We start from the raw sequence: 14,368 nt of genomic DNA, 5'->3' as shown, positions 1-14,368 counted from the left end.
CTTTTTTTTGCTATAAGTCCTTTTCTTTGGAAGAAGGATTTAGTATAAAAAAAAGACCTGTCTGCAGGCAGGTATAGCAAAAAGCCCGACCCGGATGAGGCATTGAAGAGCGAGCGCATCATTCCCGAAGGAAAGATACATCTAAAAGAAAATCACCCAAGTAAGTGAGTGATTTTCTTTAATTAGGACCCTTATTTATTACCAGATCTTAATTCTTTCTTCTGGCTTTTTATAAAGTTGATCACCTGCTTTTACATCAAACGCTTTATAGAATGCATCGGTATTCACCAACGGAGCAAAAGCTCGGTACAATCCTGGAGAATGCGGATCTGTTTTGATTTGATTAAGTAATGCTGCTTCTTTTTGTAGTGTTCTCCAAACGGTTGCCCAGCTCATAAAAAATCTTTGATCTTGCGTATAACCGCTTATTGTTCCTGGATTCCCATGATCTTCGAGGTACATCTGTAATGCATCGTAAGAGATATTAACACCTCCTAGATCTGCAATATTTTCACCATTTGTAAATTCACCATTTACGAAATTTCCTTTAATTGGTTCGTATTTTCCATACTGTGCTGCTAAAGCTTTAGTCGCTTTCTCAAAGTTTGCTTTATCTTCAGCAGTCCACCAATCTACAAGATTTCCATCTGCGTCAAATTGCGCGCCTGAATCATCAAAACCGTGCGTAATTTCGTGGCCTATTACCGCTCCAATTCCCCCAAAATTTACCGCTGCATCTGCATTTGGATTAAAGAATGGTGGCTGCAATATAGCTGCTGGGAAAACGATCTCATTATTTACTGGATTATAATAAGCATTTACGGTTTGTGGAGTCATCCCCCACTCCGTACGATCAACTGGTTTTCCTACTTTTTCTAGCTCTTTCTGATAACTCCAGGAATTTACATTCTGTAGATTTTGATATAAAGTACCGCCGTCCTTCTCACCAACAATCGTCAGCTTAGAATAATCTTTCCACTTATCTGGATAAGCAACCTTTACCGTAAACTTATTAAGTTTATTCAAAGCTTTTTCTTTTGTCACCGGAGACATCCAAGTTAAATTACTGATATGTGAAGCAAAACTTTTTTTCAAATAACCGATCAACTCAACCATTTGAGCTTTAGCTTCTGCAGGAAAGTATTTCTCTACATATAATTTACCAAATGCTTCACCTAAAACGCCATTAATAAGTTCAAATCCTCTTTTGTTCTGAGCTCTCTGTACATCCTGACCACGCAAATATTTGCTGTAAAAATTAAATTTCATGTCATCAAGATCTTTAGACAGGTAACTTGCGCTTCCCGAAAGCAAATGAAATTTCATATAATCTTTGATCAAAGGAATATTTTTCGAATTAACGAACTTGTCTAAATTTTGGTAATATTTTAACTCACCAATAATTGCTTTATCCGTATTAACACCAACTGCAGTAAAGTATTTCGGTAAGTTCACATTCTTTACCAGTTTCGAAAGTTCTGGCATTGTTTGCGGATTATACTGTAAAGTAGCATCGCGAATCTGCTCATTTGTTAAGTAAGTCTGCGCAATACTTTTTTCAAAATTAACAATTTCCTGTGCTGTACTTTCAGCATTTTTATATCCCAAAACCTTCAACATAGATGTTACATACTTCGTGTACTCCGTGAGGGTTTCAGTGTTTTTCGGATTTACTTTCTGATAATAATCTCTACCCAAACCAAGATCTGCGGTACCCAAATAAACTGCATTCATCCCTGAATTCTTCAAATCTGAATCTACACCCCACGCATAAAAAGGATTTTCTCCGTTTTTAGTTGCTTCAATCAGATAATTTTGCAGATCAGTCATTGATTTGATTCCGTCGATTTTTGCTAGATCAGATTTGATAGGTGCAATGCCGTCGGCATTTCTTTTTGACATATCCATATAGGTAGCATACATGTCCTGGATTTTCTTCCCTTCGCTTCCGGGTTCAAATTGATCATTCAATAAAGAATTTAAAATCGTCATCGAATTATTATCAGTATCCTCTGCTAACTTGTTGAACGAACCCCAGGTTGATTTATCACCAGGAATTTTCGCTGTTTTCATCCAACTTCCATTCACGAAATTATAAAAATCATCCTGTGGACGAACAGACTTGTCTATCGTTGACAAATCCAATCCTTGTTCCGAAACTTCTTTCACTTTTTCTACCGACGGCCCTTCTGGTTCTGCAGGATTCGATACTTTAGTAGCACAAGAATTAATTGCAAACATCCCAGCGAAAGCCAAGATACTTATTTTCATATTTTTCATAGTAGCACTCTTTATTATTTAGTCTTAGTTTTTGTTTTTTTGTTACAAGTATCCATAACAAAAAAGAGTCATTCTTAGCGAATGACTCTTTTTTGTTATTTAAAGTTTATTTTTCCACCAATCACATTTTTATATTTTCGTTCATCTGGATCACCATACACATCAATTACTCCACCCGCTCTGGTGGTTGCACTTACGGATTCTGTCGCAAAAACTTCGGCAATTCCACCCGCATTTGAAGTGACTGTGGCACTTTTCGATTCTAAAGTTTGCCCGTTAAATATTCCACCAGTATTCACAATAATATCTTGATGCTCCGCATTTCCTTTTACGACCACTTCTCCACCAGAATTGGTTTTTACATTAAGTTTTCCTGTATTGATATCTAAATTTATTTGTGAACCTTCATTAGCAGTTAAACTCAGCATACTGGATTTCAAAGTATTCTTATTCGTCACAGAAGAACCTTGACTTGCCTGAATATCATTTAAACTTTGATAATACACCATAACAGAAACTTGATGTCCTTGCATTATTTTTGTAGGAGTCATTCTAATTTTCAATTCTCCATTTTTGTTCACCGTTTCTACGTCAGCATTTTCGGCTTCTACTTTACTTTCAGTTGATGGAATAATCACGACATTTATTTTATCGTATACTTTCAGAGAGGAAAATTCACCCACATTTCTTGTAAACTGAGCAAAGGAAAGTTGGAAAACACCCAACATTAAACCCACTGCAACTTTTTTCATAACTTTAATTTTAGTTTGGTAAAAGTAACGTTTTTGAGAAGAATTTATTTTAAATCCATCCGTCATTTTAACATCACTTAATACTTTTATTGAAATCTTGGTATTATTTCTTACCAAATCATTGAGAAAGGTTTAATTTTTGAATAACCCTACCCACTTCTCTCTAAAATATATTTTCTCAAATATTATGAAATCAAAAACATTTATAAAACTGACCGACAAAGGAATTTACTGCATTCCTGGGAAATTTTATATTGACCCATGGAAGCCGGTTGACTTAGCTGTAATTTCACACGGCCACGGAGATCACGCAAGGTGGGGAATGAAAAAATATTTATGTCACCACTTTACCAGACCCATATTAAAACATAGAATTGGAGAAGATATAGAAATCCAAGCGATGGAATATGGAGAAGAAATCATCATTAACGGCGTCAAAGTTTCATTACATCCTGCGGGACATATTATTGGTTCCGCGCAAATCAGAATGGAATACAAAGGATATGTGATCGTTTTTTCCGGCGATTACAAAACGGATGATGATGGTTTATCAACGCCTTTTGAATTGGTGAGATGCAATGAATTCATCACAGAAAGCACTTTTGGCTTGCCTATTTATCATTGGCTCAAACCTCAGGAATATTCTGAATTAATGAAAAACTGGGTGCAACAAAATCGAGATAATGGAAAAACTTCGGTCTTCATCGGCTACTCTTTAGGAAAAGCCCAGAGGATTATGAAATCCATTGAAGGCAGCAGCAAAATATTTGTCCACCGTTCTATTGGAAAACTTAATGAAGGAATGGAATCAGTGGGAATTGATTTACCTGAATATGAAACTTTGGATTTCACGGAAAGTGTAAAACACGCCGATGGTGAAATCGTGATTTTGCCACCTGCTTTATTTGATTCTAACATTATTAAAAAAATACCAAATCGTGCGACGGCAATTTGTTCTGGTTGGATGCAGGTTCGCGGTTCCAGACGGTGGCGGTCGGCAGATGCTGGTTTTGCCATTTCAGATCACGCAGATTGGACCGGACTCATCGAAACTGTCAAAGCTACCGAAGCTGAAAAAGTATATGTCACCCACGGACAAACCGCCGTTTTCTCCAAATACTTAAATGAAATTGGCATCAATGCCGTAGAATTGAAAACCATTTTTGGCGATGAAGAACCTTCCGAAAAAGAATTGATAGAAAACTAAATGAAAGATTTTGCCTACCTCATCAACGCGCTTGACAGCACCAATAAAACCACCGCCAAAGTAGAAGCGATGGTCACTTACTTGCAAACTGCAAACGCCAGTGACAAATTATGGTTTTTAGCTTTGTTTACTGGGAAACGACCAAAAAGACCCGTTAATACCAATCTTTTAAAACAATGGGCTTTGGAAATTACCCAACTTCCGGAATGGCTTTTTATTGAGTCTTATTCTTCTGTTGGAGATTTGGGCGAAACCTTATCTTTAATTCTTCCCAACGCGGAAAATGAGATCGACAAATCATTAAATCAATGGATGACCGAACTCATTGCGTTGACAGATCAAACTGACGAAGAAAAGAAAAAATATGTCCTCGAATCCTGGAACGGATTAAACCATGTGGAACGCTTCATTTTTAATAAATTGATCGGTGGAAGCTTTCGGATTGGCGTTTCCAAGAAATTACTGATCAACGCACTTTCCAAATTTTCAGGCGTTGATGGAAATATTCTGATGCATTCCATTATGGGAAAATGGAAAATGGAGGAAGAAAATTTTGATGATCTTATTCAGGGAACCCATATTAATCCGGATCAATCGAAACCTTACCCTTTTTGTCTTGCGTATCCTTTAGAAAAGGAAACACAGGATCTCGGTGACCGGAAAAACTGGCAGGCAGAATTTAAATGGGATGGTATTCGCGGGCAATTCATCAAAAGAAATGACGAAATTTTCATCTGGTCGCGTGGCGAAGAATTGGTCACCGAACAGTTTCCGGAAATCGTCACCGCGTTAAAAGAAGTGGAAGGAAATTTTGTGATCGATGGAGAAATCCTCGTTGTTAGAGAAAACAAAGTTCTTAATTTTAATGAATTACAGAAAAGATTAAACCGTAAAACTATTCCTAAAAAGATGCTGGAAGAACTTCCGGTCCATATTTTTGTGTATGATATTTTAGAATTAGAGTTTGAAGATTTACGGGAGAAACCTTTATCAGAAAGAAGGTTGTTTTTAGAAAGTTTAATTGAAAATTCTCCGGTTGAACGAATCAGGGTCTCAGAAATTGTTCATGCAGAAACCTGGGAAGACTTGGCAGGAATCAGAGAAAATTCCAGAGATAATAATTCCGAAGGTTTGATGTTGAAAGAACTCAATTCTCATTACCATGCCGGACGAAAAAAAGGCGACTGGTGGAAATGGAAAGTCAGTCCGCTTACGATTGATGCGGTTTTAATTTATGCCCAAAAAGGTTCGGGGCGACGAAGCAGTTATTACACAGATTATACTTTTGCCGTGAAAAATGAAGATAAACTGGTGACCATTGCAAAAGCGTATTCCGGTTTGACCGATAAGGAAATAATGGAAGTTAGTAGGTTTGTGAATAAAAATGCGATTGAAAAATTCGGACCCGTGAGAACGGTAAAACCCGAATTGGTTTTTGAAATCGCTTTTGAAGGAATTGGTTTTAGCAGCCGTCATAAAAGCGGAGTCGCTTTAAGATTCCCACGAATTGTGCGGTGGCGTCGCGATAAAACAGTAGAAGAAATTGATGAACTTGAAGAAATTAAAAAACTGATTACTTAAAAGTATCTTAAATCTAAATGACCGAAAAGTTTAAAAATTCCACAGGTTTTCAAATCATCAAAAAATGGATGGATGAAAAAGACCGGGAGCCGTTTGGTTTTCAGTCAGAAACGTGGTTTAAATTTTCCAATAATTATTCAGGAATGGTGATTGCGCCAACAGGTTTTGGGAAAACATTTTCCGTTTTTCTAGCAGTCGTCATCGATTATATGAACCATCCGGAAAATTATAAACCAGGAATGAAATTGTTATGGATAACGCCACTTCGTGCCTTAGCAAAAGATATCGCAAAAGCCATGAGCGAAGCTTTAGACGAAATTGGATTAGACTGGGAAGTTTCCGTTCGAAATGGCGACACTCCACAGAACATTCGGGCGAGACAGACGAAAAAAATGCCCGACATTTTAATCATTACACCAGAAAGCCTGCACTTACTTCTAGCCCAAAAACAACATCAGAAGTTTTTCAAAAATCTACAATGTATAGTTGTCGATGAATGGCATGAACTGCTCAGTTCCAAGCGTGGAGTCATGACGGAACTCGCGGTGTCAAGAATCTTTAATTATCAGAAAAAATTAAGAATCTGGGGAATTACTGCAACCATCGGAAATTTGGAGGAAGCGATGGATGTTTTAATTCCTTACGATATCAAAAAAACGAAGATCGTCGCCAAGGAAAGAAAGAAAATCGAGATCAAATCTGTTTTCCCAGATGATGTAGAAGTCTTGCCCTGGGCCGGACATTTAGGAACAAAACTGGCCGACAAAATCATACCGATCATTCTGGAAAGTCAAACGACCTTGGTTTTTACGAATACCCGAAGTCAGGCCGAAATGTGGTATCAGGTTTTACTGAATACGCATCCTGATTTTGCGGGTCAAATAGCAATTCACCACAGTTCGGTCGATAAAGATATTCGAATTTGGATCGAGGAAAATTTATCATCCGGATATTTAAAAGCCGTGATTTCAACCTCATCATTAGACTTAGGAGTGGATTTCAAACCAGTGGATACGGTGATTCAAATTGGGTCGAGTAAAGGAATCGCGCGATTTCTACAACGTGCCGGAAGAAGTGGCCACTCGCCTTTTGAAATTTCTAAGATCTATTTCGTTCCGACGCATTCTTTAGAACTGATTGAAGTCGCCGCTTTGAAAGAAGCCGTGAAACAAAATAAAATTGAACCTCGGGAACCATTGGTTTTATGTTATGATGTTTTGCTTCAGTTCGTACTGACGTTGGCGGTTGGCGACGGCTTTAATGAAAAAGAAACGTATCAGCAAATTACGACAACCAATGCTTTTAGAGAATTGTCTTTAGAAGAATGGACCTGGATTTTGACTTTCATTACTGTCGGCGGCAAATTAAAAAACTACGAAGAATACCATAAAGTCGTTATTGAAAACGGTTTGTATAAAGTAACATCTCGAAGAATTGCGATGTTGCATCGAATGAATATTGGCGCCATCGTAAGTGATTCGATGCTAAAAGTCAAGTTTTTTTCTGGTGGATATGTAGGAATGATCGAAGAATATTTTATTTCAAAATTAAAGAAAAACGATAAATTTATTTTGGCCGGACGAGTGCTTGAAGTTTCGCACGTCAAGGAAATGACGGTTTATGTTCGGAACTCCAATGGTAAGGGAATTGTGCCCAGTTATTTGGGAGGAAGGTTACCGATGTCATCTTACCTAAGTGTTTTTCTACGCCAAAAACTTTCCGAATCTTTGGATGCAAAATCATCTGAGAAAGAACTGCAATTTTTACATCCGCTTTTAGTAAGTCAGCAGGAAAATTCACATATTCCAAGCGAAAATGAGTTTCTGGTCGAACGCATCAAAACGCGTGAAGGTCATCATTTATTTATGTACCCGTTTGAAGGAAGATTAATACATGAAGTTATGTCGGCACTCATTGCCTACCGCATTTCCCGTATTTCGCCGATCTCCTTTTCAATCGCTATGAACGATTACGGATTTGAATTATTTTCGAAATTAGAAATTCCCTTAACTGAAGAAAATATTCATGAAATCTTGTCCAAAGAAAATCTAATTCGCGATGTGATGGCTTCTGTCAATTCTACAGAAATGGCAAGAAGGAAATTTCGTGATATCGCCGTTATTTCGGGAATGGTGATTCGCACTTATCCGGGACAGCAGAAAAATAATAAAAATCTACAATCGTCTTCCGGTTTAATATTTAATGTTTTAGAAGATTACGATCCGGAAAACCTATTATTAAAGCAGGCGTATTCGGAAGTTTTCTTTCAGCAAATTGATGAATCTAGATTGGTTGATGCCTTTAATCGAATCCATGAAAGTGAAATTATTATTAAAAATTCAAATACCTTTACACCCTTAAGTTTCCCCATTAAAGTCGACAGTTTGCGTCAAAGTTTGAGCAGCGAAGATTTAAAAGCCCGCATTCTACGCATGAAAGTAGAAACCATGAAAAAGAAAATGAAAAAATGACGTTGCAGACCTTAGAGAAAACAATCCAAAACCAAACTCTTGTATTTACCAATCAGCGCGCTTTATTTTGGCAAGAACAAAAAGCGGTGATCATTAGTGATCTGCATATTGGAAAAACAGCCTATTTCAGGAAAAATGGAATTCCCATTCCGGCTAATATTTTGGAAAGAGATTTAGAACGCTTAGAAGTTTTGGTTGAGAATTTTAACACAGAACAATTGATCATTGTTGGTGATTTCTTACACGCCGGTAAAAATAAAGATTTCGAACTTTTCGAGGAGTGGCGCTCGAAGAATCCCGCTTTAAAAATAATTTTGATCAAAGGAAATCATGATATTCACCAAGCAGATTTATTGAAACATCTGGATATTTCAATTGTTGAAAATTCCTTATTGATCGAACCTTTCACTTTTATCCATGAGCCGGAAGATGCTGAAAATAAGTTTTCGATCTCAGGGCATCTTCACCCCGGCGTAACGGTGAAATTAGAAAAAAGAAAATCGGTTCGGCTGCCGTGTTTTAGAGTTTCAAATAATCAGTTAATTCTTCCTGCCTTCAGTGAGTTTACCGGTTTGGATACTAAATCTTGCGAGGACTTTGACTGTATTGCGTTTACTGACAATTTGATCTTTGAACTTTAAAAATTTAATAATGTTCTTTTATTAAAATTTCAACCAAATCCTGTAAAACCCGTTTTGAAACAAAGCTGACGAAATCATTTCGCTCAAAATGTGGAAGATGCAGTCTGCTTGTTTTTTCAAAATGATTAACGCGTACAGAATAAAACACAGTTCCAACTTCATTATTAAATTCATCTGAATTTGGCCCTGCGACACCTGTGGTAGAAAGCGAAATATTTGTTTTGAATAATTGTTGCCCACCAAAACTCATTTCCTGTGCAACCTCTTCTGACACGGCCGTTTTTTCTTTGATGGTTTCTTTTGAAACACCGAGAATTTCCATTTTCTTCTGATAATCGTAAGCCACTATTCCGCCTGAAAAATAAGTAGAACTGCCCGAAATAGATGTTAATAATCTTGACAACTCGCCGCCAGTGCAACTTTCAGCTGTCGAAACGGTCAATTTCTTTTCATCTAAAATTTCTTTCAATATTTCTTCGATGTGATCGCCGTTCCAAGAGATAACATTTTCGCCAATTAAAGGTTTTAATTTCTGAACTTCATATTCTATTCTTTCTTCAAGCTCTTCTTTGGATTTTCCTTGCGAGGTTAACCGAAGCTTAATACGATTTCCAACGGGCAGATAAGAAAGTGAAATATCTTTTGGCAAAGCCAATTCCCAGGATTCGATTTGATCAGATAACAAACTTTCGGGAATCCCAACGACGGAAACGGTTTGGGTGACAATGTGATTTAAACTGAATTTCTCTGCCAAAAAAGGGATGATCTTATCTTTTATTAAAGGTTTGACTTCGAAAGGAACTCCGGGAAGTGATATTACAATCTTGCCATTTTCCTGAATCATTTGACAGGGTGCGCTTCCGTTTTCGTTTTGAAAAATAAACGCTTTGCTTAAAACCTCAGCTTGTGGTTTATTCAACTCAAGCAAGTGCTCCCTGTTTCTTTTCTCTAACAATTTCCTTAAATGTTCAAAAGTCGCTGGATCTAAAATAATTTCATCATTGAAAAATTCTTTGAATGCAGTTTTGGTCTTATCATCTCTGGTAGGTCCGAGTCCTCCAGTGGCAATAACCAAATCGCCCAGTTTAAGGGCGGCATCTAACCCATTTTTTATACTTTCAATCTCGTCTGAAATAGTGAATATTTGAACGACAGGAATGCCGATTTTTTTCAGTTCTCCAGCGATAAAATTAGAATTGGTATCGACGGTATTTCCGGACAGAATTTCGTCGCCGATAGTGATAAGGACTGCTTCCATAAAAGAATTTAGAGTATAAAAATACTGAATTTTATTCCAGCACATGAAATAAAATTCAGTTTTTGTAAATAAGCATTTCTTGCAACCCGAATTGACTCTATGCCTCTTTTTTATTTTTATTTGAATCGTCTAATCACTTTGTGATTTTAATGGATCTCTTTTTGTGAAACGGACTGGAACAAAAAAGCGCGAATGGTAGGCGGAAATTGTTGCCCAAATCATCAAAATTTTACTTATCGTGCTCCACCCAAATTAATTGATCAGTGTTGTACCCGATACTTTTCGCTTTTGCTAAAAACCGTTCTTTGTAGACAGCTGGAATTGTTTTCTCGCGGGAAAGAATCCACAGATAATCCAGATTGTTGCCGGAAATTAGGGCATATTTATAATCGTCATCGATATCTATCACATTATAACCTGCCCAAATTGGTTTGAAGAAAGAGACTTTCAACTCGCCGATCTTATCATTTTTGACAAATTTGGCTTCCCCGATACTTTCTTTCCATTTATTTTTCACATAGTCATAGCCTCTGTTGTCCACTTTAATATTCCCATTGTCTTTTTTGGAATAGGTTGCTGTTACGTTATTCATATTTTTTTCAAAACGATAATCGAAACGCGCGACCTCATACCATTTACCCAAGAATTTTGGAGAATTAAAATTTTGAACTGCAGTGGCACCTTTGGGAATTCCCACGGAACATGAATTTAAGACGGCCAAACCAAAAATTCCTAAAGCGACAGGAATTGCTATTTTATTAAATTTTTTCACTTCTTATGTTTTAATTAAAGACCAACTAAAATTTAGACGGTAAATATTCTATAGTAGATTTAATCAAAAACAAAAACCAAGCCGTATTGTGGGATCAATAATTAAACAGCAAACTAATTAATGTATTTCATAATTTAAGAAAATTTTAACCTATTAAAATACGTTTTAAAGAAACATGGTTTAGTTTTTGAATCTACTTAACTATCAAATGAATTTAATTGTTTACAACGATTTATTTGTGCTAACATTAAAATATCAAAAATATGTCAACTGAAAATTTAGGGCAAAAAGAAGCCATAGAAACTTTAAAGAAACTGTCGGAAAGCGCAAGAATCTGTATGTTCTGTACCGATCTTGAAACCCTTCCAAATTCTTCCAGACCAATGAGTCTGAAAGAAACTGATGAAGAGGGAAATCTTTGGTTTTTAAGTAGTGACCAAAGTCACAAGAACTTTGAAATTAAAGAAGACAATCGCGTACAGCTTTATTTTATGAACAACAGCGATTCCGAATATCTTTCAATTTTAGGAAAAGCCTATATCTACAACGATAAAGGAACGATCGAAGATAAATGGAGTCCCCTCGCAAATGCCTGGTTTGATGGTTCTGATGATCCAAATGTTTCTGTGATTAGGGTGACTCCAGAAGAAACATATTATTGGGAACCGAAAGTTGGAAAATTTGTATCGATGCTTCATTTTGCCACCGCAGCGATCACAGGACAAAAATCGGATAATGATGATGGCAGAGAAGGAAACTTACATGTATAATTAACTTATTAAAAATATAAATTATGAAACCAGACTTAGGAATTACTCAAAAAAATCTAACCGCAGTTCACAAAATTTTAAATACAGTTTTGGCTGACAGCAACATTTTATACATTAAACTAAGAAAATTCCACTGGAATTTATCCGGAGATAATTTTATGGAATTACATCTTCTATTTGAAAACCAGTACAATGCTGTGGCAGAAGCAGCTGATGAAGTTGCAGAAAGGATCGCAACTTTGGGAGGAACAGCTATAGGGACAACTGCAGAGTTTGCGAAAGAATCTCAATTAAAAGAAACTCCTGGAAAAGTGCCGGATACCCAAGGCATGCTTAAAGAACTAGTTGGTGATCATGAATCTATCGTTAAATCATTAAGAGAAAACTTAGACAAGGTAGAAGAAGATCATAATGATGCAGGAACGTCGGATTTCTTAAACGGACTGATGCAGGAACATGAGAAAATGGCTTGGAAATTGCGAAAATATTTCAAAGACTAATTAATAATTCCCTTCATTATAAAGGAAAGTAAAAATGAAGCCGTCTCAATACTGAGGCGGCTTCTACTTATATTTTTAGTGAATATGCTTTTCTGCGTGGTAGGAACTTCTTACCAATGGTGAACTTTCTACATGTCGGAAGCCTAGACTCCTCGCGAAATCCCCGAACTCAGTAAATTGTTCAGGTGTTACAAATTTCTTGACCGGTAAATGTTTCTTAGTCGGTTGTAGATACTGTCCAATTGTAATCACATCTACGTTTGCATTTCTGATATCTTCAATCGTTTGAAAAACCTCGTCATTCTCTTCACCCAATCCTAACATTAATCCTGTTTTAGTTCGATTTTGGCCTGCCGATTTTAAATAAGACAAAACTTCTAAACTTCGTTCATATTTCGCTTGAATACGAACTTCTCTGGTTAATCGTTTAACCGTTTCCATATTGTGAGATATTACTTCTGGATGCACTTCGATCAAACGATCTATATGCTTGGTAATTCCTTGAAAATCAGGGATTAAAGTTTCCATAGTGGTTCCTGGTGAAATTCTACGTACTGCATTCACTGTTTCTGCCCAAAGAATAGATCCCATATCTTTCAAATCATCACGATCTACGGAAGTTAATACCGCATGTTTAATCTTCATTAATTTGATTGAACGGGCCACTTTTTCAGGTTCGTCCCAATTGACATCCAAGGGTTTTCCAGTTTTTACTCCGCAAAATCCGCAACTTCGGGTACAGATATTTCCCAATATCATAAAAGTTGCAGTTCCTTCACCCCAACATTCACCCATGTTTGGACAACTCCCGCTTTGGCAAATGGTGTTTAATTTATATTTATCAACCAAGGTTCTAAGCTCTCGATAATTCTTCCCAGTTGGAAGTTTTACGCGAATCCATTTTGGTTTTTGAGTAGTCGTATCAGTAAGTGTTTCGTTCATTTTTAATAATAAATAACAAATTTACAAAATTCGTATGGGTTTGCACTTAATCTTCAAAGTCATTATTCTTTAGTAAGCCAGCCAGCAACTTTTTTGCCCTCATAATTCTCACCTTCGTATTGGCAACAGTCAAGTTAAGTTCTTCAGCAATTTCTTTAATACTTTTCTCTTCAAAGAAACGCAACTTAATCATCTCTTTATAGTTAGCATCCAGACTTTCTATGACGGTCAGAATCTGTTTCTGGTCTTCTTCCGAAATTAACAATTCTTCCGGTGAAAGTGCCAAATGATTTTTAAAATCATCAAAATTGTCTATAGTATCTTCAGTATCTCTTGATTTTTTGCGCCAGTAATCAATAATAGAATTTTGAGCAATTGTTAGAATCCAGGTTTTAAATTGAAAATTGGGATCATACAAATCTAATTTTGCCAAAACTTTAGAAAATACAGAAACAGTAAGTTCATCTGAAACATGCTCATTCTGGACTTTCTTCATGACAAAACTAAAAACATCTACCCAAAATAAATTAATTAGCTGAGTTTGCGCTTTCTGATTTTTGTTCTTGGCAAGAGCAATTAAGGTTAAAAGATCGGTGTTTTTCATGAGTGCAACAAAGGTAAGAATTTGGCAAATGAATTGCTTTAAAATGTTAAGAATTAACTTGAAAAATTTAGTTTAAAATCCTATCTTGCGAGACAAAGTTAAAAAGAGTATTGTTATGAAAACAAAGAAGAAATATAAAAAAGAGGTTTTAAAATCATTGAAGAAATTGGCAAAAATCGAATATCATTTATTGGAAACAATGACCAATCTAATGCTTTTGAAAGAATTTAAGGACAACAAAATTGAATTTAAAGAAGGAGATACTTTTTCTTTTGAGGATAATATCTTTGATTACAGTGAAGATGACAACATCCGAAATTTAGCAAAACTCCGTAAGAAGATCATGAGTTCGATGCAGGATCTTGTAGACAATAGTGAATTTAAAGATAAAGAAATAGAGTTTTTAGCTTAGAACCTCATCTCAAATTATAGACGGTTTCAATTATATTGAGGCCGTTTTTTTATTTAAAAAAAATCAAATCTCCGCGGGTTAAAAAATTATAAAGTTCGAAATAAAAGGGTTTTTTCACGGTAATCATCTTTAGATCAGTCTAGACTTTCATTATGTTTTTTCGTTATATTTGAATCTA

The 14,368-nt window shown here is 36.2% G+C and carries 13 protein-coding genes; 7 read left to right on the top strand and 6 right to left on the bottom strand.

The window, feature by feature from the left end:
• Positions 1–198: 198 nt before the first annotated feature.
• Positions 199–2,280 (bottom strand): M13 family metallopeptidase, encoded by a 2,082-nt coding sequence (locus FNJ88_RS10725; protein WP_143853114.1) that lies wholly within the window; start codon positions 2,278–2,280, stop codon positions 199–201.
• A gap of 95 nt (positions 2,281–2,375) precedes the next feature.
• The gene (locus FNJ88_RS10720) at positions 2,376–3,032 is read right to left on the bottom strand and encodes a head GIN domain-containing protein (protein ID WP_143853113.1); all 657 of its coding nucleotides are present in this window, start codon (positions 3,030–3,032) and stop codon (positions 2,376–2,378) included.
• A 187-nt stretch (positions 3,033–3,219) separates the two neighbouring features.
• Here FNJ88_RS10720 and FNJ88_RS10715 point away from each other — a divergent pair, with 187 nt between their 5' ends.
• The 4 genes from FNJ88_RS10715 to pdeM are packed head-to-tail and all read left to right on the top strand — an operon-like array spanning position 3,220 to position 8,932.
• A complete protein-coding gene (locus tag FNJ88_RS10715; protein WP_143853112.1) occupies positions 3,220–4,239 on the top strand; it encodes a ligase-associated DNA damage response exonuclease in 1,020 nt (339 codons plus the stop codon).
• A complete protein-coding gene (locus tag FNJ88_RS10710) occupies positions 4,240–5,820 on the top strand; it encodes an ATP-dependent DNA ligase (protein ID WP_143853111.1) in 1,581 nt (526 codons plus the stop codon).
• 17 nt (positions 5,821–5,837) lie between these two features.
• Positions 5,838–8,291, top strand: coding sequence for a ligase-associated DNA damage response DEXH box helicase (locus tag FNJ88_RS10705; RefSeq protein ID WP_143853110.1), 2,454 nt, complete (start codon positions 5,838–5,840; stop codon positions 8,289–8,291).
• Positions 8,288–8,932 (top strand): ligase-associated DNA damage response endonuclease PdeM, encoded by a 645-nt coding sequence (gene pdeM, locus FNJ88_RS10700; RefSeq protein WP_143853109.1) that lies wholly within the window; start codon positions 8,288–8,290, stop codon positions 8,930–8,932. Before FNJ88_RS10705 ends, pdeM begins: the two co-directional genes overlap by 4 nt.
• Positions 8,933–8,936: 4 nt before the next feature.
• Here pdeM and FNJ88_RS10695 read toward each other — a convergent pair whose 3' ends face one another.
• Together FNJ88_RS10695 and FNJ88_RS10690 are read right to left on the bottom strand one after the other, a co-directional pair.
• Positions 8,937–10,190 (bottom strand): CinA family nicotinamide mononucleotide deamidase-related protein, encoded by a 1,254-nt coding sequence (locus FNJ88_RS10695; RefSeq protein WP_143853108.1) that lies wholly within the window; start codon positions 10,188–10,190, stop codon positions 8,937–8,939.
• Between the two features lie 229 nt (positions 10,191–10,419).
• Complete coding sequence (locus FNJ88_RS10690; RefSeq protein WP_143853107.1) at positions 10,420–10,962, bottom strand: lipocalin family protein; 543 nt, start codon at positions 10,960–10,962, stop codon at positions 10,420–10,422.
• Positions 10,963–11,225: 263 nt separating this feature from the next.
• Here FNJ88_RS10690 and FNJ88_RS10685 point away from each other — a divergent pair, with 263 nt between their 5' ends.
• Complete coding sequence (locus FNJ88_RS10685; protein WP_143853106.1) at positions 11,226–11,732, top strand: pyridoxamine 5'-phosphate oxidase family protein; 507 nt, start codon at positions 11,226–11,228, stop codon at positions 11,730–11,732.
• 23 nt (positions 11,733–11,755) lie between these two features.
• Complete coding sequence (locus tag FNJ88_RS10680) at positions 11,756–12,232, top strand: Dps family protein (protein ID WP_143853105.1); 477 nt, start codon at positions 11,756–11,758, stop codon at positions 12,230–12,232.
• 75 nt (positions 12,233–12,307) lie between these two features.
• Here FNJ88_RS10680 and lipA read toward each other — a convergent pair whose 3' ends face one another.
• Entirely contained in the window at positions 12,308–13,174 is an 867-nt protein-coding gene (gene lipA, locus FNJ88_RS10675) for a lipoyl synthase (RefSeq protein WP_143853104.1), read from the bottom strand.
• A gap of 46 nt (positions 13,175–13,220) precedes the next feature.
• Complete coding sequence (locus FNJ88_RS10670; protein ID WP_143853103.1) at positions 13,221–13,778, bottom strand: RNA polymerase sigma factor; 558 nt, start codon at positions 13,776–13,778, stop codon at positions 13,221–13,223.
• 115 nt (positions 13,779–13,893) lie between these two features.
• Between FNJ88_RS10670 and FNJ88_RS10665 the strand changes: the two genes are divergently transcribed.
• Positions 13,894–14,190 (top strand): hypothetical protein, encoded by a 297-nt coding sequence (locus FNJ88_RS10665; RefSeq protein ID WP_143853102.1) that lies wholly within the window; start codon positions 13,894–13,896, stop codon positions 14,188–14,190.
• The last annotated feature ends 178 nt before the right edge of the window (positions 14,191–14,368 follow it).

It is taken from the genome of Chryseobacterium sp. SNU WT5 (assembly GCF_007362475.1).
GTDB lineage: Bacteria > Bacteroidota > Bacteroidia > Flavobacteriales > Weeksellaceae > Kaistella.
The sequence above is the reverse complement of the archived record's forward strand: the minus strand, read 5'-3'. Positions and strand labels throughout refer to the sequence as shown.

Bases quoted from the DNA above. Each gene is read 5' to 3' on its own strand.
- FNJ88_RS10725 (WP_143853114.1), bottom strand. From the start codon at position 2,280: ATGAAAAATATGAAAATAAGTATCTTGGCTTTCGCTGGGATGTTTGCA.
- FNJ88_RS10720 (WP_143853113.1), bottom strand. From the start codon at position 3,032: ATGAAAAAAGTTGCAGTGGGTTTAATGTTGGGTGTTTTCCAACTTTCC.
- FNJ88_RS10715 (WP_143853112.1), top strand. From the start codon at position 3,220: ATGAAATCAAAAACATTTATAAAACTGACCGACAAAGGAATTTACTGC.
- FNJ88_RS10710 (WP_143853111.1), top strand. From the start codon at position 4,240: ATGAAAGATTTTGCCTACCTCATCAACGCGCTTGACAGCACCAATAAA.
- FNJ88_RS10705 (WP_143853110.1), top strand. From the start codon at position 5,838: ATGACCGAAAAGTTTAAAAATTCCACAGGTTTTCAAATCATCAAAAAA.
- pdeM (WP_143853109.1), top strand. From the start codon at position 8,288: ATGACGTTGCAGACCTTAGAGAAAACAATCCAAAACCAAACTCTTGTA.
- FNJ88_RS10695 (WP_143853108.1), bottom strand. From the start codon at position 10,190: ATGGAAGCAGTCCTTATCACTATCGGCGACGAAATTCTGTCCGGAAAT.
- FNJ88_RS10685 (WP_143853106.1), top strand. From the start codon at position 11,226: ATGTCAACTGAAAATTTAGGGCAAAAAGAAGCCATAGAAACTTTAAAG.
- FNJ88_RS10680 (WP_143853105.1), top strand. From the start codon at position 11,756: ATGAAACCAGACTTAGGAATTACTCAAAAAAATCTAACCGCAGTTCAC.
- lipA (WP_143853104.1), bottom strand. From the start codon at position 13,174: ATGAACGAAACACTTACTGATACGACTACTCAAAAACCAAAATGGATT.
- FNJ88_RS10670 (WP_143853103.1), bottom strand. From the start codon at position 13,778: ATGAAAAACACCGATCTTTTAACCTTAATTGCTCTTGCCAAGAACAAA.
- FNJ88_RS10665 (WP_143853102.1), top strand. From the start codon at position 13,894: ATGAAAACAAAGAAGAAATATAAAAAAGAGGTTTTAAAATCATTGAAG.